This is a genomic window from Arthrobacter sp. SDR-2R, from assembly GCF_057747955.1.
Map to the genome: position 1 here is coordinate 3,885,618 of NZ_CM173231.1, position 17,954 is coordinate 3,903,571.

At 66.6% G+C, this 17,954-nt stretch carries 21 protein-coding genes; 12 read left to right on the plus strand and 9 right to left on the minus strand.

From position 1 onward, the window contains the following. Window positions 1-92: 92 nt before the first annotated feature. A complete protein-coding gene (locus AC3ANU_RS17930; RefSeq protein WP_018771337.1) occupies window positions 93-554 on the plus strand; it encodes a MarR family winged helix-turn-helix transcriptional regulator in 462 nt (153 codons plus the stop codon). Then, window positions 551-1,807 (plus strand): MFS transporter, encoded by a 1,257-nt coding sequence (locus AC3ANU_RS17935; protein ID WP_134165937.1) that lies wholly within the window; start codon window positions 551-553, stop codon window positions 1,805-1,807. Before AC3ANU_RS17930 ends, AC3ANU_RS17935 begins: the two co-directional genes overlap by 4 nt. Before the next feature lie 85 nt (window positions 1,808-1,892). Here AC3ANU_RS17935 and AC3ANU_RS17940 read toward each other — a convergent pair whose 3' ends face one another. From AC3ANU_RS17940 to AC3ANU_RS17980, 9 genes are all read right to left on the minus strand, one after another. Next, window positions 1,893-2,135, minus strand: a complete 243-nt coding sequence (locus tag AC3ANU_RS17940) for a hypothetical protein (RefSeq protein ID WP_144601331.1) — start codon at window positions 2,133-2,135, stop codon at window positions 1,893-1,895. Window positions 2,136-2,239: 104 nt separating this feature from the next. After that, window positions 2,240-2,590 (minus strand): cupin domain-containing protein, encoded by a 351-nt coding sequence (locus AC3ANU_RS17945; protein ID WP_488315008.1) that lies wholly within the window; start codon window positions 2,588-2,590, stop codon window positions 2,240-2,242. A gap of 152 nt (window positions 2,591-2,742) precedes the next feature. Then, window positions 2,743-3,132 (minus strand): VOC family protein, encoded by a 390-nt coding sequence (locus tag AC3ANU_RS17950; RefSeq protein ID WP_018771341.1) that lies wholly within the window; start codon window positions 3,130-3,132, stop codon window positions 2,743-2,745. Window positions 3,133-3,371: 239 nt separating this feature from the next. Further along, a complete protein-coding gene (locus tag AC3ANU_RS17955) occupies window positions 3,372-3,695 on the minus strand; it encodes a hypothetical protein (RefSeq protein WP_026266086.1) in 324 nt (107 codons plus the stop codon). 65 nt (window positions 3,696-3,760) lie between these two features. Further along, window positions 3,761-4,105 carry an iron chaperone gene (locus AC3ANU_RS17960; RefSeq protein WP_144601329.1) on the minus strand — a complete coding sequence of 115 codons (345 nt, stop codon included), beginning with the start codon at window positions 4,103-4,105 and terminating at the stop codon, window positions 3,761-3,763. Window positions 4,106-4,114: 9 nt separating this feature from the next. Next, window positions 4,115-4,582, minus strand: a complete 468-nt coding sequence (locus AC3ANU_RS17965; protein ID WP_056389409.1) for an SRPBCC family protein — start codon at window positions 4,580-4,582, stop codon at window positions 4,115-4,117. Between the two features lie 31 nt (window positions 4,583-4,613). Next, window positions 4,614-5,531, minus strand: a complete 918-nt coding sequence (locus AC3ANU_RS17970) for a 2-hydroxyacid dehydrogenase (RefSeq protein ID WP_268002677.1) — start codon at window positions 5,529-5,531, stop codon at window positions 4,614-4,616. After that, a complete protein-coding gene (locus AC3ANU_RS17975) occupies window positions 5,528-6,310 on the minus strand; it encodes a DeoR/GlpR family DNA-binding transcription regulator (RefSeq protein WP_018771346.1) in 783 nt (260 codons plus the stop codon). The genes AC3ANU_RS17970 and AC3ANU_RS17975 overlap by 4 nt, the downstream gene beginning before the upstream one ends. A gap of 70 nt (window positions 6,311-6,380) precedes the next feature. Further along, window positions 6,381-7,523 (minus strand): Gfo/Idh/MocA family protein, encoded by a 1,143-nt coding sequence (locus AC3ANU_RS17980; protein ID WP_488315009.1) that lies wholly within the window; start codon window positions 7,521-7,523, stop codon window positions 6,381-6,383. A gap of 139 nt (window positions 7,524-7,662) precedes the next feature. Here AC3ANU_RS17980 and AC3ANU_RS17985 point away from each other — a divergent pair, with 139 nt between their 5' ends. The 10 genes from AC3ANU_RS17985 (at window position 7,663) to AC3ANU_RS18030 (ending at window position 17,948) form a co-directional block, all read left to right on the plus strand. Then, entirely contained in the window at window positions 7,663-8,565 is a 903-nt protein-coding gene (locus tag AC3ANU_RS17985) for a PfkB family carbohydrate kinase (RefSeq protein ID WP_018771348.1), read from the plus strand. A gap of 20 nt (window positions 8,566-8,585) precedes the next feature. Then, the gene (locus AC3ANU_RS17990; RefSeq protein WP_488315010.1) at window positions 8,586-9,470 is read left to right on the plus strand and encodes an aldolase; all 885 of its coding nucleotides are present in this window, start codon (window positions 8,586-8,588) and stop codon (window positions 9,468-9,470) included. Between the two features lie 92 nt (window positions 9,471-9,562). Further along, on the plus strand, window positions 9,563-10,852 hold the full coding sequence (locus tag AC3ANU_RS17995; protein WP_134165929.1) for an ABC transporter substrate-binding protein: 1,290 nt from the start codon (window positions 9,563-9,565) through the stop codon (window positions 10,850-10,852). Next, entirely contained in the window at window positions 10,849-11,805 is a 957-nt protein-coding gene (locus tag AC3ANU_RS18000; RefSeq protein WP_018771351.1) for a carbohydrate ABC transporter permease, read from the plus strand. Before AC3ANU_RS17995 ends, AC3ANU_RS18000 begins: the two co-directional genes overlap by 4 nt. Before the next feature lie 4 nt (window positions 11,806-11,809). Beyond that, on the plus strand, window positions 11,810-12,625 hold the full coding sequence (locus tag AC3ANU_RS18005) for a carbohydrate ABC transporter permease (protein ID WP_018771352.1): 816 nt from the start codon (window positions 11,810-11,812) through the stop codon (window positions 12,623-12,625). A 79-nt stretch (window positions 12,626-12,704) separates the two neighbouring features. Then, entirely contained in the window at window positions 12,705-14,144 is a 1,440-nt protein-coding gene (locus AC3ANU_RS18010; RefSeq protein WP_488315011.1) for an NAD-dependent succinate-semialdehyde dehydrogenase, read from the plus strand. Continuing rightward, window positions 14,145-14,888 carry a sulfite exporter TauE/SafE family protein gene (locus AC3ANU_RS18015; protein WP_018771354.1) on the plus strand — a complete coding sequence of 248 codons (744 nt, stop codon included), beginning with the start codon at window positions 14,145-14,147 and terminating at the stop codon, window positions 14,886-14,888. Window positions 14,889-14,931: 43 nt separating this feature from the next. Next, window positions 14,932-16,206, plus strand: coding sequence for an AGE family epimerase/isomerase (locus AC3ANU_RS18020; protein WP_056389393.1), 1,275 nt, complete (start codon window positions 14,932-14,934; stop codon window positions 16,204-16,206). A 99-nt stretch (window positions 16,207-16,305) separates the two neighbouring features. Then, complete coding sequence (locus tag AC3ANU_RS18025) at window positions 16,306-16,494, plus strand: hypothetical protein (RefSeq protein ID WP_018771356.1); 189 nt, start codon at window positions 16,306-16,308, stop codon at window positions 16,492-16,494. A gap of 212 nt (window positions 16,495-16,706) precedes the next feature. Further along, window positions 16,707-17,948, plus strand: a complete 1,242-nt coding sequence (locus AC3ANU_RS18030) for an MFS transporter (RefSeq protein WP_488315012.1) — start codon at window positions 16,707-16,709, stop codon at window positions 17,946-17,948. The last annotated feature ends 6 nt before the right edge of the window (window positions 17,949-17,954 follow it).

Sequence of the window (17,954 nt, forward strand, 5' to 3'; positions counted from 1 at the left end):
GCTGTTGCCCATTGATAAGCAAGCAGACCATAATAGTTAGCAGAACTAATTAGCACTGCTAAGGAACGTCAGCAGGAGGCGCACCCGCATACATGTCACCCACCCAAACGAAGAACACAGCAACCGCAGACCCCACCACGCCCGATACCCTCGCCATCGAGCTCCGCACCGCCGTGATGCGTACTTCACGCCGGCTCCGCGTTGAGGCAACGGGCGACATCATCACCCCCGGGCAATACACAGTCCTGGCCCTGCTGAACGGCAGCGGCCCCAGCACGCTCCGGGCACTTGCCGAGAGTGAGCACGTCCAGGCGCCGTCCATGACCAGGATCGTCAACGCGCTCGCCGACCAGGGCTTCGTCACCAGGAGCGCAGACCCCGACGACGGGCGGCAGGTCCGCGTGGACATCACGGATGCGGGAAGGACAGTCCTCGCCGAGGCGCGGAGCCAGCGGACGGCCTGGCTGGCCCAGCGGGTGGCCGGGCTCAGCGAGGACGACAGGCTTACCCTCAGCCGGGCGGCCCGCATCATGCAGGAAATGAGCGGCAAATGAGCGCGATGTTCCGGGCCCTCGAAAACCCCAACTACCGCATCTGGGCCAGCGGTGCGATCGTTTCCAACATCGGCACCTGGATGCAGCGCGTGGCCCAGGACTGGCTGGTCCTGACCGTTCTCACCGACCACTCAGGCGCCGCCGTCGGCCTCACCACGGGCCTGCAGTTCCTGCCCATGCTGCTGTTCGGCCCTTACGGCGGAGTCCTGGCTGACCGGTACCGGAAGCGCATCATCCTCATGTGGACGCAGTTGGCCATGGCATCCACCGGCCTCGCCATCGGCCTCCTGGTGGTGACCGGCACCGCCCAACTGTGGCATGCGTACGTGGCGGCCTTCTGCCTGGGCGTTGCCAGTGCCGTGGACGCACCGGCGCGCCAGGCCTTCGTCTCGGAACTGGTGGGGCAGGAGAACATCTCCAATGCGGTGGCCCTGAATTCCGCCTCCTTCAACACCGCCCGGCTCACAGGCCCCGCGATCGCGGGGGTGCTCATCGCCTGGGTGGGAACGGGCCCGGTGTTCCTGCTCAACGCGGCGAGCTTCGCGGCCGTCCTGGTCTCGCTGTTCAGGATCCGCATTACCCAGCCCGCCCCGGTGGCAAAGGGCGAGCGGAACAAGCACCAGGTGGCTGAGGGCATCCGCTACGTGCGCCGAAGGCCGGATCTGATGCTGATCATGGTCCTGGTGGGCGTCCTGGGCGCGTTCGGCATGAACTTTCCCGTCATCAACTCGCTGATGGCCACCACCGAATTCCGCATGGGCCCGGGTGAATTCGGGCTTCTCGGTTCCATCATGGCGGTGGGCACCCTGGCCGGCGCCCTCCTGGCGGCCCGCAGGTCCCGTCCTCGGCTGAGGTTCCTGCTGGGCGGGGCGCTGGGCCTGGGTGTCTTCACCATCCTGGGCAGCGTCGCGCCGTCTTTCTGGGCCTACGCTGCCCTCCTCATTCCCGTGGGGCTGGCGTCCATCACGTTCCTGAACAGCTGCAATACCAGCATCCAGCTGTCCGTGGAGCCACAGTTCCGCGGTCGCGTGCTGGCCCTGTACCTGGCCATCCTGCAGGGCGGCACCGCCCTGGGTTCACCGCTGGTCGGTTGGATCGGGAGCCAGTTCGGCGCCCGCTGGTCCGTGGCCGCAGGCGGGATCGTGGTGCTGCTGGCGGGTGTCGCAGCCGTCATCGCGGTAACCAGGCGGAACCGGCTCACCCTCCGCGCCGCCCTGCGGCTGGCGCTGGGGCGGCGCCAGCCCGCCGTTTGAATTGGCTGGCGGGGGAAGGAACAGACGGCTTATTTGGGCCGTGGGCCGGTCCCCCAATGTCACACGTTACCGACCCACGGCAGTCTTAGTCCCCCGAAGCGGGCGGGAGGGCCAGCCGGCGCGTGAGTTCGTCGTCGACCAGGCAACGGAGAGCGGACGCGTGGTCCGGTTCGGTGGAGGAATCTTGGCCGACTAGCGCGTGGCGCAGCAGGAGCAGGTCGGCGGCCGGGACGAGCGGCCAGCGCCGGAAGGCATGGAACACCCTGTCCTGTGAGCTGGTGCCGGGACGGATCCTCCCGGAAGGTGGCTGGTCAGCAGCGGCGTCCATCAGTGGCTCCCATGAGTAACTTGCCAGCTGACTGCTCAACCACGGGTATGCACAAGATACCCAGAACACGGCGGATAAGCCACCGGTTTCCACAGCACGTGGATTTATGACGGAAGCTTGGTGACGATATCCACGGAGACTTCCACCGCCGGGACCGTCCCCCTGTTCTCCAGCCAGTGGGTGGTGTTCCGGTCCTCCGGCCAGCCCACTCCGGGCCCATAGTCCGTGGCGGCGCCGTCGCGGTGGTCGGTGATGGTTCCCTGCAGGATGAAGACGGTTCCCGGACGCCCCACATGGTCATGGAGGGGCCCGAAGACCCCGCCGGGGTCGATCGTCACCCTCCGCATCCGCAGCTGCCGGCCTTCCATCCCGTCCATCTCGCCATCAAGGTCTACGGCCGCCAGCAACTCCACCGAGACGCCTTTTGTCTCCGGAACCATCTCTTCCGCGCCCATTCCCGCGCCTTCCTTTCAGGCCGCTTACGACGGCGGCGCCGGCCTGCCGCTGCCACGCACCCGGGTGCGGGTGCTTTGGGCGGCACGTGCCGGCGTCGTACTTATGGCTTTGCTGCCAGGTGATTGAGTATGCGCCTGTGCAAGGCGGATGGCTACGTGACGGGGATCGAGGAAATGTTCAGGATGTTGCCCTCGCTGTCGAGGAACCACGCACCCTTGCCCATGCCTTCCATCGTTGCGATGCCGTTCTCGGTCTTGAGTCCCGGCATGTCGTACTCCTCAAAGACGACGCCGCGGCCCCGCAGTTCCTCCACTTCCTTTTCGACGTCATCGACGCCCCAGGACATCTGGGTGTTCTTGGCCGAACCGGCGTTGTCCGTCTGGTAGAGCAGGAAGCCCGTTCCCTTGCCGCAGCGGTAGATAAGGTTGTCGTTTTCGACCGTCTGGACCGGCTCCAGCCCCAACTTGTCCCGGTAAAACTCCCGTGCCCGGTCAATATCCTTGGCCGGCAGCACAGCCATGATTTCCCTATCCTTGAGCATGACAATTCTCCTTGTGCATTTAGTGGCGTTGCTCTCCCCCTGAAACAGTCCGGCCGTCCCGGCCGGGCCTCGTGGCCGTCCTTCCCGCCGATTGCCGGGGCGGCCACCTGGAACCCCTGGTTCCGCCGTGGCACAGGACAGCGGCGGGAGGTTCCCGAAGTCTACGAGGCCATTATGGAACCGAATTACCGGGGACGAAATAGGGGAATTTTATGGAATGCCGGGCCGCCGGCCGGCGCTTATTTCCGGGCCGAGCGCGCCGCTTTCCGGAACGCCGCGCCGGCCACAGAAACCAATGGGACAAGGCACACCAGCATGGCGATGGTGTTGGGGCGGAAGACCGCGCGCCCATTCACGGTCCGGTACACGCCCAACGGGACAACGAAACCGCCGCCCCCGCCGCCCGATGCCCCCTGGTCCGATTCCGTGCCGCCGCCAAAACCGAAGGACACCAGCGCCACCGGCACAATGTCCTCCCCGCCCACATTTACGGGAGAGCCGTACGCGCGGGCAACGCCCATGTTCTTGAAGGAGTCTGCGAGGGAGGAGAGAGTATCAGCCATGGCACCACGCTATGCACTGGCGCGGCCGGCTGGAAGGACCATAGGTCCCGCCGTCGTCCTGCGCCCTATTTCCGTATTTCCGCCATCCGCAGCCGGACGATGTCAGCGAGCACGTCGTCCGGCACTGGATGGTCCGCCGTGAAGCGGATGGTTCCCTTGGACAGGGAGTACCCCTCCAGCCGGGCGGCCACTGCCTCCACCACCGCGGAGGAGAACGGGAAAACCGAGAGGTGCTTTGCTGCGGCCACGGCCGCCACCAGCGGTTTGCCGTCCAGTTTGAGGGCGGGCATGCCGTAGCTCATGCCCTCCGTGGCGTCGGGAGCCAGGGACCGCGCAATCTCCACCACGTGCTGGAGGCAACTGCGGTCCGGTCCGCCAATCCTGTCCAGGGCTTCGTCAACGACACCCATGTGGCGGCCTCAGCTCTTTCGTGCCGCCACTGTGGCAGCCAACGCGGCCAGGCCGCGTTCGAAATCGGCGCCCACCATCTTGTCCATGTTCATGAACAGTGCGAACACCCTCCCCAGGCCCTTGTTCTCGCCGGTCATCCGCCAGGTCACTTCGGTGCCGCCCGGGGCAGGGGTGAACGTGAAGGTGGTGGGGTTCAGGGCCTTGAAGGGCTTGGTGAACTGCAGCCGGATCCGGACCAGGTTCGACGGCACCGACTCCTCGATCTCCATGGTGCCGCTGCCCGCCTTGCGGTTGCCGCTCCACTCATACCCGGCCCCCGTGCCTGCTTCAGTGCCGAAGTAGCGGCGGCTCATGCCGGGGTCGATGGTCTCCCAGGGGGACCAGGCAGTCCATTCGTGGAAGTTGTTGACGAGCGGAAAGATGTCTTCGGCGGCGGCAGGGATGACGGAACTGCGGCGGACTTCAAAAGTGGACATGGGCCAAGCATAGGGGCGGGAACCGCCGCGGTTAAGGGAGGACCACGTTCACCGGGTCCTTGCCCTCCAACAGCAGCCCGATCTGCTTCCTGAGCAACCGGACCATCCGGGGGAACATGGCCGAACTGGCGCCGCCCACGTGCGGTGTGATGAGCACGCCGGGAGTGGTCCAGAGCGGATGGTCGGCGGGCAGCGGCTCCGGATCGGTGACGTCCAGCGCGGCCCGGAGCCGTCCGCTTGCGGTCTCTGCCAGCAAGGCCCCGGTATCCGCCACCGGGCCGCGGGCGACGTTGACCAGCAGGGCCCCGTCCGGCATGGCCGCCAGGAACTTCGCATCCACCAACTGCCTGGTGTCTTCGCCCAGGGGGACGCTGACCACCACAATCTCGTGCAGCGGCAGCTGCTGGTACAGCGAATCGATCCCGAGGATGGTCCCGCGCTCATCGTCCCGGGCGCGGCTGGCCATCCGGGTGACGTCGGTTTCGAACGGCAGGAGCCGGGCCTCGATGGCCTTGCCCACTCCCCCGTAACCCACCAGCAGCACGCGCCGGTCCGCCAGGCTGGGCCGCTGGCTGTTGTCCCACGTACCGGTTTCCTGGTTCCGGACAAAGTCCGGAATGCCGCGCTGGGAAGCAACCATCATCCCCACGGCGAGCTCCGCCGTCGAGGTTTCATGGACTCCCGCCGCGTTGGCGAAGGTGACGCCGGCGGGCAGCACCGAGGCGACGCCGTCGTACCCGATGGACTGGCTCTGCACCAGGCCGACGTCCACGCCCTCCAGTGCGGCGAGCGCCGCCGGTTTGCCCATGTAGCCGGGCACCAGCAGATCCAGCCGGCCGTCCGGCGCCGGCCCGGTGAGGTCCCACAGGACAAAGTCGACGCCGTCAATCGGCGCCAGTGCGTCCAGCAGGTCCCGGGACGGCAGGCACACGCGCAGGCGGGCCGTCATGCGGCAACCATCAGCTTGACGTTGGCGGCGCGCAGGGCTGTCTCGATCTCCCGCGGCGGCGGAGCGTCCGTGACCAGGATGTCCACCGCGTCGAACGCCGCCAGCCGCGCCAGCGCGTACCGCAGCATCTTCTGGTGGGTTGCCACCACCACTACCTGTTCCGCTGAATTCATAAGGGCGATCTTAGTGGCGCGCTCCACGTCGCGCTCAATATAGAACGCCTCGTCATGGATGCCGCTGACGCCAATAAAGGCTGTCTTGGCACGGAGCCCGGAGGCGGCGCTGACGGTCATCGGTCCGTTGAACGCCTGGCTGTCCAGCAGCAGCTCCCCGCCCAGGCAGATGGTGCGCGCCGCCGTCAGCTGCAGGCAGCGCTGGATGGCGGGCGCGGAGTGCGTGATGATGGTGCCGGTGAACGACGTGGGCAGTTCCTGCGCGATCTGGTACGTCGTGGTGCCGGCATCAAGGATGATGGCATCCCGTTCGCCAATCATCGAGAGGCACACCCTGGCCACCCGAAGCTTCGCGTCCGCGTCCTCCCGGACGCGCGCGGCGAAGTTCGCGTTCTGGCCATGACCGTCCACGGCGCTGACGCCGCCGTGGACCACCCGGGCCAGTCCGCGCTTGGACAGCACCCGGGTGTCCCTCCGCACCGTCATGTCGGAGACGGCAAAGGTCTCCGCCAGATCATTTGTTGAAATGAACCCCCGGCGGCCCAGCTCATCGAGGATGGTGCGCTGGCGGGGTGTCAGCGGCGCCTCTTTATCTGCGGTGCCCATTGGCTGTTCTCCCTCCCCCGTGCGCCGGGCAGGAGCCTGGCGGGATGTTGCAATTCCAACATGTATCTTCTTATGAACGTACCCCGAGGGCGGCATTGCCAAGCTCAACGGGGCGTCCTTCCGTAATAGAGCGTTCGGCGGCCAGGCCCATGCGTACGGACCGCAGTCCGTCCGCAATGGTGACTTCCACCGGCCCCTCGCCCAGGATGGCCTTCCGGAAGCCCTGGTGCTCATAGTAGGTGGAGCCGTGGTGCGCGCCGGCCGCCAGGACAGCCTCATCCACCGGAACCTCGTGCTTTTCGGGACCCAGCGGGGACCGTGGGCTGAATTCAACCGTCGCTTCAGCGTGGTCACCGGGAATCCAGTGGTTGGCGGCCACCGGGATGAGGGTTTCAATCTTGGCAGCATCCCCAACAATGGAGATGCGTTCCTGGAACTTGGATCCCTCGGCGAACATGGACAGCTCCAGCATGGCGCGGCGGCCGCCCTTGAAATCGACGATCACATAGGCGTTGTCCAACATGTCCGACACCCGGCCGTCGTAGACCTCATCCATGTGGTTCACGTCGTGGCCGCCGCTGGCGAAGACGCGTACGGGCTCGTCCTGCAGGATCAGGCGCATCAGGTCAAAGAAGTGGCAGCACTTTTCCACCAGCGTCCCGCCGGTCCGTTCCGCAAAGCGGTTCCACGCATCCACCTTGTGCAGGAACGGAAAGCGGTGCTCCACGATGGAGAGCATGTGGATGTTGCCCAGCCTGCCGCCATGCGCCGCCTGGATGATCTCCTGGACCGGCGGCATGTACCGGTATTCCATGGCCACCCACACCGGGGCCGGGTAGCTGCCGGCCAGCGCCTCCAGTTCGTCCGCCTGCTCCGCCGTGGTGCACACCGGCTTCTCCACGAGGACCGGAAGGTTGGTGCCGCTGGCGAAGATGTCCTTGAGGATGCCCAGGTGGGTGTCGTTGGGGCTGGCGATCACCAGCGCGTCCACCAGGCCCGAGGCCAGCAACTCCTGGTGGGAAGGGAAAGTCCGCACCTCATGGCCGATCTCCTTCACCGTCTCTTCCAGTGAAGAGGGTGTGGGATCCGAGACTGCGGTGATGCGGCTTCCCGGGATCAGGGCAAGGTTCCGGACGTGTTCGCGTGCCATATGGCCCGCTCCAATGAGGCCATACCGGATGGTCCGGACCGATTCCGCAGTAGGCAATGACATGAGCTGCTCCGTTTCTCTACGTTGAGTGGGCGGGACCGCGGCGTTGCATCCCAAACACAACTATACAGAAAGTGTTGTTTTTCCAACATGCTATGTGTATATTTCTTCAGTATCAGCCGGAACTACAACGAGGTGGAACGTGCCCCAACCGTCAACCGGAACCCTGCTCTTCGTAGGCTGCGCCACTCTTGACGCCATCGCCCTGGTGCAGGATTACCCTGCCGCGGACAGCCGCACCGTCGCCACGGACTTTGCCACGGCGGGCGGCGGACCCGCCGCCACGGCAGCCGTAGCGGCCGCCCGCGCCGGAGCCAGGACGGCCTTTGCCGGCGTCCTGGGAACCGACGAAGAAGGGGACCGCATCGTCAGCGGCCTTCAGGCAGAAGGCGTGGACACCTCCGCCGTGATCCGCGACGCCGGCGTCAAGACCGGTGCCAGCGTGATCGTGGTCAGCAGGGCCACCGAAAGCCGGGCCATCGTCACCCGTCCGGTCCCGCCGGTCAGCTTCCCCGGGGACAGCCGCTTCTCCGAACTGCTCCAGTCAGCGGCCTGGGTCCACACGGACCACCTGGGCTGGAACGCGGTGGCCAATGCCCCCGCGCGGCCGGCCGGCCTGGCCATCAGCGTGGACGCCGGCAACCCCATCCCCGCCTTCAGCCCCCGCGGCGTGGCCCTGTACGTCCCCACCATCGAAAGGCTCCGCGCAGAATACGGCGAGGACCTCTCCCCTGAGTCGCTGCTCCGGAAGGCAATTGACGACGGCGCCTCCGCCGTCGTCGCCACCGCCGGCTCCGAAGGTGCCTGGGTTTTGGAACGCGGCGCCGAACCCGTCCACGTCCCGGCCACGCCCGCCACCATCGTGTCCACCCTCGGTGCCGGCGACGTCTACCACGGCGCCCTGCTCGCCGCCGTCGCTGCCGGACTTCCACTGGTGGAAGCCGCCGTATTCGCCGGGCGCACCGCCTCCGCCTCCTGCGGCGGACTGGACGGCCGGTCCGCCATCCCGCACCAAACCGTCAATCTTGTCCCAGCGTCCAACTGACCACCGAAAGAAGCCACCCCATGAGCCATACCGACCTCTCCCCGCTCCAGCGCCCCTCAGGCGCCTTCGCCATGCTGGCCGTGGACCAGCGCGAAGCCATGCGGAACATGTTCGCCGAACACACCGACCAGCCCGTCACGGACCAGGACCTGCGCGACTTCAAGCTTGAAGCGGCCCGGATCCTGACCCCGTACGCCTCCGGCATCCTGATCGACCGTCAGTTCGCCCTGGACCAGGCCATCGAAGCCGGCGTCGTGGACCCCAACTGCGGGCTCATCGCCTCCGCCGACCACTTCGAATCCGCCCACGGCGAGCTCGTTGGCGAGGTCACCATCGACCGGCTGGTGGATCCGCAGAAGTACGCGGCCCTGGGCGTGAAGGCCCTCAAGCTGCTGGTCCTGTACCGCCCGGACGAGCCCGCCGAAGGCCGTGTGGCCATGGTCCGTGAATTCGTGGAAAGCTGCCGGTCCGCCAGACTGATCAGCATCATCGAGCCCGTCTCCCGCAAGCCCCTGGCCGGCGGCGACTTTGACTGGGATGCCGGCATCCTGGCCGCAGCCAAGGAACTCGGAAGCCTGGGCGCCGACCTCTACAAAGCGGAGGTCCCCTTCCACGGCCAAGCCCCCGAAGACCAGGTCCGCGCCGCCTGCGCCGAACTGACCAAGGCCATCGACGGCCCCTGGGTGGTCCTGTCCTCCGGCGTCCCCGAGGACGTCTTCCCGGATGCCGTTCGGTGGGCCTGCCTGGAAGGCGCCAGCGGCTTCCTCTCCGGACGCGCCGTCTGGGCATCCTGCATCGGTGCCCCCGACGTCGTCGAATCCCTCTCCACCGACGCCGTCCGCCGGCTGCAGCGCCTCTGCGCCGTCGTTGACGACGTCGTCTCCGCGCAGAGGACGCACGCGTAGCCATAAGTGGCGCGCACCAACGTCCTGACCGGGGCACACCCTTTCCGCAGTAAGCAAACAAGGCACACCAAACACTCAACGAGGAGATTATTGTGAGTCAGATTTCACGCAGGCAGGCAGTCGCCCTTCTGGGAGCCATGGGCTTCGGCGCCGCTGCGGCAGCGTGCGCCGGGCCCGGCGGTTCCACCAAACCCGGCGGTGCCACCGGACCGGCGGCACCCTCCACCGGCGCCGTGACCGGCAGGGTGTCGTTCGCCCACTGGCGCGGCGAGGACAAGGCCGTGTTCGACGAACTCATCAAGCGCTTCGCCGCCCAGCACAACGGCGTGGAGGTTGCCCAGGACATCTCCACCTCCAACGACTACAACGCCCAGGCCCTCCAGAAGCTGCGCGGCGGCTCGATCGGCGACGCTTTTGCCACCTTCCGCGGCGCCCAGTTCAAGAACTTCACCGAAGCCGGCATCTACACCGAGCTCAAGGACAGCAAGGCGGTGGGCAACTACCAGAAGGGGCTGCTGTCCGCGGGCCGGAACGGCGACAGCCAACTGGGCCTGCCCTACCAGGTGGTGTTCCCCATGCCCATGGCCAACGTGGATCTCTTTGACAAGGCCGGTGCGGAGATCGCCCCCAAGAACTGGGATGCGTTCCTGGGCATGTGCGAGAAGCTGGCCTCCGCCGGTGTCATCCCCATCTCCTGGCCGGGCGGCGATGTCGGAAACGGCGGCCAGCTGTTCAACTGCATGATTGCCAACAACGCCCCCGTTGACGACATGTGCGCCCAAATCGAACAGGGCAAGCTCAAGTGCACCGACGACTGGTTCATCAAGATGCTCAACCAGTACAAGGACCTGAAGCCCTTCGTTCAGCCCAACGCCACCGGCACCGCCGTGGAACCGGCCCAGAACCTGTTCTCCCAGGGCAAGGCCGCCATGCTGGCCACCGGCTCCTACCACATCGCCGCCGTGCGGGGACTCGGCGCCAAGTTCCCCATCGACCTGGTGTTCCCCAACACCACTTCCGACGGCAACGGCAAATACGAAGGCGCCTACAACGCCACGTTCATCCTCGGCGTCAACTCGGCCAGCAAGAACCAGGCCGCCGCGGCAGCCTGGATCGATTTCCTCTCCGAGCCCGAAAACGCCGGCTACTACGCCAACCAGACCGCCCAGCACGTGTCCGTGGACAAGGTGGAGTACACCAACCCGGACCTGAAGCGGCTGAGCCCCTGGCTGCAGAAGAAGACCGCGCTCGCAGCCCGCTTCCAGTTCCAGAACCTCGACGTCCGCAATGCGGTGGAGGCCAGTGCCACGGCGGTCATCTCCGGCACCAGCCCGGAACAGGCAGCCGCCGCCGCCCAGAAGATTGTTGATGAACGGCTATGAGCATCCATCCCGGAACCGCAGCCAAGGGCAAGGCGCCGGAGAGCCAAACCTCCGCCAACGCCCCCAAGGTGCGCCGGCGCTCCCCCACCCGGGTGAATCCGGCACTGTACCTCTTCCCACTGCCCGCCGTCGCCGTCGTCGCCTTCTTCCTGGTGATGCCCACGCTGCAGGCCTTCCAGTACGCCATCACGGACTGGAACGGCTTCTCGGCGGCCTTCAACTACGTGGGCCTGGACAACTTCATCCGTGCGTTCACCAAGGACTCGCTGTTCACCAATGCCCTGACCAACAACCTGAAGTTCGTGCTGCTGGTGGTCATCGCCCAAACGGCGTTCTCGCTGGTCCTGGCACTGCTCCTCACCCGGAACTCACGCGGCAGCATCCTGCTCCGCGCCCTGTTCTTCTTCCCCACCATCCTGTCTTCGGTGTCCGTGGCCTTCATCTGGAAGTTCATCTACGACCCCAATTTCGGTCTGGCCAACTCGGTCCTCAGAACCGTGGGGGTGGACGGCGGGGCCTACCTCGGCAATGACGCCCAGGCCCTCTACTGGGTTGCTGTCACCCAGGTGTGGTTCCATTCCGGCCAGATGATGGTGGTCTATATCGCGGGGCTGCAGGCCATCCCCAGGGAACTCTACGAAGCAGCCGAAATGGACGGCGCCAACAAGTGGCAGCAGTTCAAGTCCATCACCTGGCCATTCGTGGCCCCGGCCACGTCCATTGTGGTGGCCTACACCACCGTCCAGTCGTTCAAGGCATTCGACCTGATCCTCGGTATCGCGGGCAACCCGCCCAAGGCTGCCCTGGACATCCTGTCCACCCGCATTTACAGCACCTTTGCCAACTCGGAGTTCGGCTACGCCGCCGCCCAGTCGATCATCTTCATGGCGATGATCGCCCTGGTCACCTGGCTTCAGCGCCGACTGCTCCGGCTGACCCCGAAGGGGGAATAGCAGCATGCTCGCCTCACTAAGCCGCCGCGCCATCCTGGCCATCTATGCGGTCATCATCATCGTTCCACTGACCGTGGTGGCGTTCGGCAGTTTCAAGTCCACGCAGGAACTGTTCGCCGGGCCATTCAGCCTGCCGCACTCCCTCTCCGCCGACAACTTCGCGGAAGTGGTGGGCGGCCAGAACCTGGGCTCATCCTTCATGAACAGCGCGATCGTCACGGGTATCTCCGTGCCGCTCACCCTGTTCCTTGCCAGCCTGGCCGGCTACGCAGTGTCCCGGCTGAAGGGATTTATGGCCTGGGCCATCTTCGGGTTCCTGGTCCTGGGCATGGCCATCCCGGCGCAGGCCAACATGGTGCCGCTCTATGTGCTCTTCGGCCGGCTTGGCCTGCTGGACAACCTGGCCGGCCTGGTCGTGGCCAACGTGGTCTCCACGCTGCCCATCGCCGTGTTCATCCTGGGCGGGTTCATGCGGACCCTGCCCAAGGAACTCTACGAGGCCAGCTCCATCGACGGCAGCGGACCGTGGAAGACCTACTTTTCCATCGCCCTGCCGCTCTCGGCGCCCTCCATCGCCGCAGCCGCCATCTTCCTGTTCGTCATCCACTGGAACGAGTTGCTGTACCCGCTGCTGTTCATCCAGTCCCCCGGCAACCGCACCCTGCCGCTGGCTCTGCTGAGCTTCCAGGGCGAGTTCCAAACCAACTACCCGCTGCTGTTCGCCGGCGTGATCCTGGCATCCCTGCCCGTCGTCATCGCCTACGTCTTCCTGCAGCGCTACTTTGTAGCCGGCATCACCGCCGGTGCGAGCAAGGGATAAGGAACCAGGCCCCGGGCCCGGCTTTGGCGGCCGCCCGGAACTGCCGAATCTTTTCCCAGCCCTACGAAAGGCACAATCCATGAACCTCAAATCCGCCCGGCACCTCATTAACGGCACCTGGCACACCTCCGGAACCGCCAAGGACGTGATTGACCCGGGCAACGGCACCACCGTGGGAGAGGTAGCCTGGGGCACGGCCGACGATGCCACCAAGGCCGCCGGCGCCGCCGCGGAGGCCTTCAATTCCTGGTCCGGCTCCACCGTCCGCCACCGGGCAGACCTGCTCCGCAACGCCGCCGACCTCCTGGCAGAACGCCGCGACGAACTGGCCCACACCCTGGCACTCGAAGCCGGCAAACGGCTTCCCGAAGCGCAGGGGGAGGTGGACTTCTCCGTGGAGTACTTCCGCTGGTTCGCGGAGGAGGCGCGCCGGGCCACCGGCACCGTCAGCCCGCCTGAACTGCGTGGCCGCCGCCATCTGAGCCTGCGCAAACCCATCGGAGTGGCGCTCAGCCTCACCCCCTGGAACTTCCCGGTCTCCATCCAGGCGCGGAAGCTCGCCGCGATGCTGGCCGCAGGCTGCACGGTGGTGGGCCGGGTGTCTGAGAAGGCGCCGCTGGCTGCCACGGGACTGTTCGAAGTCCTGCACGACGCCGGCTTCCCCGCCGGCGTGGTCAACGTGGTCCACGGCCCCTCCCGTGACATCACCGCCGCCCTGATGTCCCACCCCGCGGTCAGGGCCGTCAGTTTCACCGGATCCACCGGCGTGGGCCGGCAGATCATGGCCTCAGCCTCGGAACGCGTGGTCCGGCCACTGCTGGAGCTGGGCGGCAACGCACCCTTCATCGTGTTCGAGGACGCCGATTTGGACGCCGCCGTCGACGGTGCCGTCCTGGGCCGGCTCCGCAACACGGGCCAGTCCTGCGTTGCCGCCAACCGGTTCCTGGTCCAGGAGGGCATCGCGGAAGAGTTTGCACAGAGGCTGGGCGCCCGCTTTGATGCGATGAGCATCGGCCACGGCGTTCCCGACGGCGGCGCACCGGTTCCGGAGCTCGGTCCCGTTATTGACGCCGAAAGGGTGGCCGCGGTTCAGTCCCTGGTGGACGACGCACTCAGCCGGGGCGCCCGGCAGGTCACCCAGCGCACCGACGTCCCGGCCAAGGGGTCCTTCCTGGCACCCACCCTGCTGACGGACGTCCCGGACGACGCACGCCTGGTGACCGAGGAAGTCTTTGGCCCGGCGGCCGGCGTCGTCACCTTCTCCTCCGAAGAGGACGCCATCAGGAAGGCGAACGCCACCGAGATGGGCCTGGCTGCCTACGTGTGGACCAGCAGCGCCAAGCGCGGCTGGGACATTCCCGAACGCCTCGAAGCCGGCATCGTGGGCGTCAACGATCCCCTGCCCTCCGTTGCTTTCGCTCCCATGGGCGGCGCCAAGCAGTCGGGCCTGGGCCGGGAAGGATCAAGCCTGGGCCTCGAAGAGTTCGAGGAGGTCCAGTACGTGGCCTGGCGGCCGTAAGTGCTGACCACCGGACTGGTGCTGGGTGCCGTCGTCATGGGCGCCGGGATGCAGCGGATCACCGGGATGGGCTTCGCTCTGGTGGCCGCGCCCTTCCTGGTCCTGCTCCTGGGCCCGGTGGAAGGAGTAGTGCTGGTGAATGTGTGCGGCGCCGTGACGGCGGGCGCCATCATCTTCCGGGTGGTGCGGGACATCGACTGGAAGCGGTACCTGATGCTCGCGGCCTCGGCGCTGCTCGGCATTGTCCCGGCCGCATTCCTGATCCGGCTGGTCCCGGCGGCGGTCCTGGAGATTTCCATCGGGGTGATCCTCGCCGCCGGACTGACCATCCTGCTGGCCCTGAAGTCCGCCACGCTGCCGGCGCGCCGGCGGTACCTGCTCACCGCCGGCAGCCTGAGCGGGTTCATGAACACAGCGGCAGGAGTGGGCGGTCCAGCCGTCAGCATGTATTCCATCGCCACCCGGTGGCAGCACAAGTCCTTCGCGGCCACGATGCAACCGTACTTCTTCACCATCGGCGTCTTCTCGCTCATCTCCAAGGCCATCACCGCGCCCCAGACGTTCCCCGTGATGCCCTTGGCGATGTGGCTCGCCGTCGCCGTCGCCTGCCTGGCCGGCCTGGTTCTCGGCGACCTCGCCGCCAAGCACGTCCCCACCCGCGCCGCGCAGATACTGCTGATCGTCCTGGCCTACCTGGGCGCGGCCGCCACCATCATCCGCGGCATATCCGATGCCGTCGCCTGATCCGACATTTTCACCTGCACCAGCACCAGAGAGAGGAATTAACATGACGTGGCTCGACAGTGCCGCCCACGCACGATGGCTTGAGGCGGAGACGGACCGGCTGGTCCGCTTTGCCGAGGCCTCCAAGGTCCCCACCGGATTCGGCTGGCTGGACAACTACGGCAAGGTGTTCGCCGACAAGCCCACCCATCTGTGGATCACCGCCCGGATGACGCACAGTTTCGCCGTCGCCGCGCTGATGGGCAGGCCGGGTGCCGCGCTCCTTGTGGACCACGGCATCGCTGCGCTCAACGGCCCCCTCCACGACGATGAGTTCGGCGGCTGGTACGCCGAGGTGGACGCGAACGGCCCCGTGAACGATACGAAGTCCGGCTACCAGCATTCCTTCGTGCTCCTCGCCGCTGCCAGTGCCGTCGCCGCAGGGCGGCCAGGGGCCCGCGAATTGCTGGACGAGGCGCTCCGGGTGGCTGACACCAAATTCTGGGACCACCAGGCCAACATGTGTTTCGACTCGTGGAACCGGGAATTCACGGAAACCGAGGCATACCGTGGCGGAAACGCGAGCATGCATTCCGTGGAGGCATACCTCATTGTGGCCGATGTGACCGGGGAGAACCGCTGGCTCGAACGGGCCCTGCACATCGCCGAAGTGCTCATCCACAACTTTGCCCGCAACAACAACTACCGGGTGTTCGAGCACTTCGACCCGGAGTGGAACCCCATGCCGGAGTACAACACCGATGACCGGGCCAGCCAGTTCCGGGCGTACGGCGGCACCCCAGGCCACTGGGTTGAGTGGGCGCGCCTGCTCCTCCACCTCCGTGCCGGGCTCGAAGCCCGCGGCCTAGACGTCCCGGCCTGGCTGCTCGACGATGCGCGCGGCCTGTTTGACGCCGCCATCCGCGACGCCTGGGAACCGGACGGCCACCCCGGCTTTGTGTACACCGTTGACTGGGAGGGCAAGCCGGTGGTCACCACCCGCATCCGCTGGGTGCCCGCCGAGGCAATCGGGGGTGCGGCAGCCCTCTACATCGCCACGGGGGACCAGAAGTACGCGGACTGGTATGAGCGGATCTGGGACCATGCCCGTGACTGGTTCATCGACTACGAGCATGGGTCCTGGAAGCAGGAACTCGACGAGAACGGCAATGTCTCCTCCACCGTATGGTCGGGCAAGGCGGACATCTACCACCTTTGGCACTGCCTGGTGGTCCCCCGCCTTCCGCTGGCCCCCGGGCTGGCACCGGCGGTCGCGGCAGGATTGCTGGACATACGCCTTAACCAAACCCTGCAGGCCAGCGAATCAGCCGGCCGCTGATTCGGCACTTCGTCCCGGGCGGCACGCCCCCGGCTTGCCACCCGGAAACACTCCTCCTGAACAATCCCCCTAAAACGACCCCCTTCCGAAAGGACAGCGATGTCTGCCATCTCCCCCGAAGAATCACTCCTGCGCGTCGCCGCTGCGGACCATGAGCCCGTGACCCTGCACCTGGACGCCGCGCGGCCGACGGCGGTGCGCATCGAAGTGCAGGGCACCTGTACCTGCCAAGGCAGTGCGTCCGGCCGGCCGGGGTCGTACACGGACACCGATTTCGGCCGCCGGTAGGACTTCCTGACCGGAATCACGGTTCGGGGATCACGGCCGGGGACCAGGTTCGGGGAGCCTGGCAGCGGGTCCCGCACGGCAGGAGCGGGAGCACGATCAGGACAACGTGTCATGTCTGTGACAGACCCTTCGATCCGGTAAATTTATGGGAGGAATTGTCAGGCGAGCAGCGCCGCATTCCACACCCTCCCCCTTGAATGGACGCTTCCCCCATGTCTTCCGCGATCCCTGCGCCGGAACCTGCCCGTTTTCCGTATGCCGCGATGGTGGTCCTCGCCACCATCGCTTTTACGGCCATCACCACTGAACTCCTGCCGTCCGGCCTGCTGCCCCAGATCAGCACCGGCCTGGGAGTGTCCGAGCCGGTGGCTGGCTACCTTGCCGCCGCCTACGCCGCCGTCATTGTTGTCACGGTGGTTCCGGCCGCCCGGTTGCTGGGGAAGATTCCCCGCCACGCCCTGCTGGTTGGGCTGGTCCTGACCTTCGCGCTCAGCAACGCGATGGTGGGACTCGCACCGGATTTCACCGCCGCGATGATCGCGCGTTTGGTGGGCGGGCTGGCGCATGGGCTGTTGTGGACCACCATGGCGCCGTTCGTATCCCGCGTGGTCCCGGCGGACAAGGTGGGCAAGGCCCTGGCCATCGTGTTCAGCGGCAACAGCCTGGGCCTGGCCATCGGTGCCCCCGTGGGTACGGCCCTGGGCGTATTCCTGGGCTGGCGCGCAGCGTTCCTGGTGCTCGCCGGGTTCGGCGTGGTCCTGACCGTGCTGGCGTTCTGGCTGCTTCCCCGCGTCCGGCGCATTACCGATTCGGTCCGGCCGTCACTGCGCAAGGCCATCGGCCAGCCCGGCGTGAAGTCGGTGGCCACCGCCTGGCCGCTGCTGGTCCTGGCCCACTTCGCGCTGTTCACCTATATCGCGCCGTTCATCCGCGAGGCGGCCCTGCCGGACTACGCCATCAGCCTCTCGCTCACGGTACTGGGCGGGTCCGGACTGCTGGGTATTTGGATCGCTGGACTCACCGTGGACTCGCGTCCCCGCCGCTCGCTGCTCATCACGACGGCGGCCATCGCAGCATCGATGTTCCTCCTGCCCCTCGCCGTGGGGAACCTGCCCGCGGCCCTGGTGCTGATGACCATTTGGGGAGCCGGCCTGGGCGCGATCGGCATTTACAACCAGTCGGCGATCCTCCGGGCCGGCGGCGAATACAGTGAGGCCGCGAACGGGCTCACCGTCCTGACCATCCAGCTGGGCATCACCGTCGGGGCACTTTACGGCTCCGCGGCCCTGGTGGTTGGCGGCCCGCTGCTGGTCCCGGCGGCGGCGGCGATTCCTGTGGTTGCCGCCCTGGTGATCACCCTTGCCGGTAAGCGCTACGCCTACCCACCAGGCCCCCGTGAACGCATCTGGCTGGAGCCCCGGCCGGTGAAGGACACCGTCAAGGACCCGGCCTGACCCTGG

Coding starts and splice junctions, on each gene's coding strand:
- AC3ANU_RS17930 (WP_018771337.1), top strand. CDS start 93: ATGTCACCCACCCAAACGAAGAACACAGCAACCGCAGACCCCACCACG.
- AC3ANU_RS17935 (WP_134165937.1), top strand. CDS start 551: ATGAGCGCGATGTTCCGGGCCCTCGAAAACCCCAACTACCGCATCTGG.
- AC3ANU_RS17940 (WP_144601331.1), bottom strand. CDS start 2,135: ATGGACGCCGCTGCTGACCAGCCACCTTCCGGGAGGATCCGTCCCGGC.
- AC3ANU_RS17945 (WP_488315008.1), bottom strand. CDS start 2,590: ATGGGCGCGGAAGAGATGGTTCCGGAGACAAAAGGCGTCTCGGTGGAG.
- AC3ANU_RS17950 (WP_018771341.1), bottom strand. CDS start 3,132: ATGCTCAAGGATAGGGAAATCATGGCTGTGCTGCCGGCCAAGGATATT.
- AC3ANU_RS17955 (WP_026266086.1), bottom strand. CDS start 3,695: ATGGCTGATACTCTCTCCTCCCTCGCAGACTCCTTCAAGAACATGGGC.
- AC3ANU_RS17960 (WP_144601329.1), bottom strand. CDS start 4,105: ATGGGTGTCGTTGACGAAGCCCTGGACAGGATTGGCGGACCGGACCGC.
- AC3ANU_RS17965 (WP_056389409.1), bottom strand. CDS start 4,582: ATGTCCACTTTTGAAGTCCGCCGCAGTTCCGTCATCCCTGCCGCCGCC.
- AC3ANU_RS17970 (WP_268002677.1), bottom strand. CDS start 5,531: ATGACGGCCCGCCTGCGCGTGTGCCTGCCGTCCCGGGACCTGCTGGAC.
- AC3ANU_RS17975 (WP_018771346.1), bottom strand. CDS start 6,310: ATGGGCACCGCAGATAAAGAGGCGCCGCTGACACCCCGCCAGCGCACC.
- AC3ANU_RS17980 (WP_488315009.1), bottom strand. CDS start 7,523: ATGTCATTGCCTACTGCGGAATCGGTCCGGACCATCCGGTATGGCCTC.
- AC3ANU_RS17990 (WP_488315010.1), top strand. CDS start 8,586: ATGAGCCATACCGACCTCTCCCCGCTCCAGCGCCCCTCAGGCGCCTTC.
- AC3ANU_RS18000 (WP_018771351.1), top strand. CDS start 10,849: ATGAGCATCCATCCCGGAACCGCAGCCAAGGGCAAGGCGCCGGAGAGC.
- AC3ANU_RS18005 (WP_018771352.1), top strand. CDS start 11,810: ATGCTCGCCTCACTAAGCCGCCGCGCCATCCTGGCCATCTATGCGGTC.
- AC3ANU_RS18010 (WP_488315011.1), top strand. CDS start 12,705: ATGAACCTCAAATCCGCCCGGCACCTCATTAACGGCACCTGGCACACC.
- AC3ANU_RS18020 (WP_056389393.1), top strand. CDS start 14,932: ATGACGTGGCTCGACAGTGCCGCCCACGCACGATGGCTTGAGGCGGAG.
- AC3ANU_RS18025 (WP_018771356.1), top strand. CDS start 16,306: ATGTCTGCCATCTCCCCCGAAGAATCACTCCTGCGCGTCGCCGCTGCG.
- AC3ANU_RS18030 (WP_488315012.1), top strand. CDS start 16,707: ATGTCTTCCGCGATCCCTGCGCCGGAACCTGCCCGTTTTCCGTATGCC.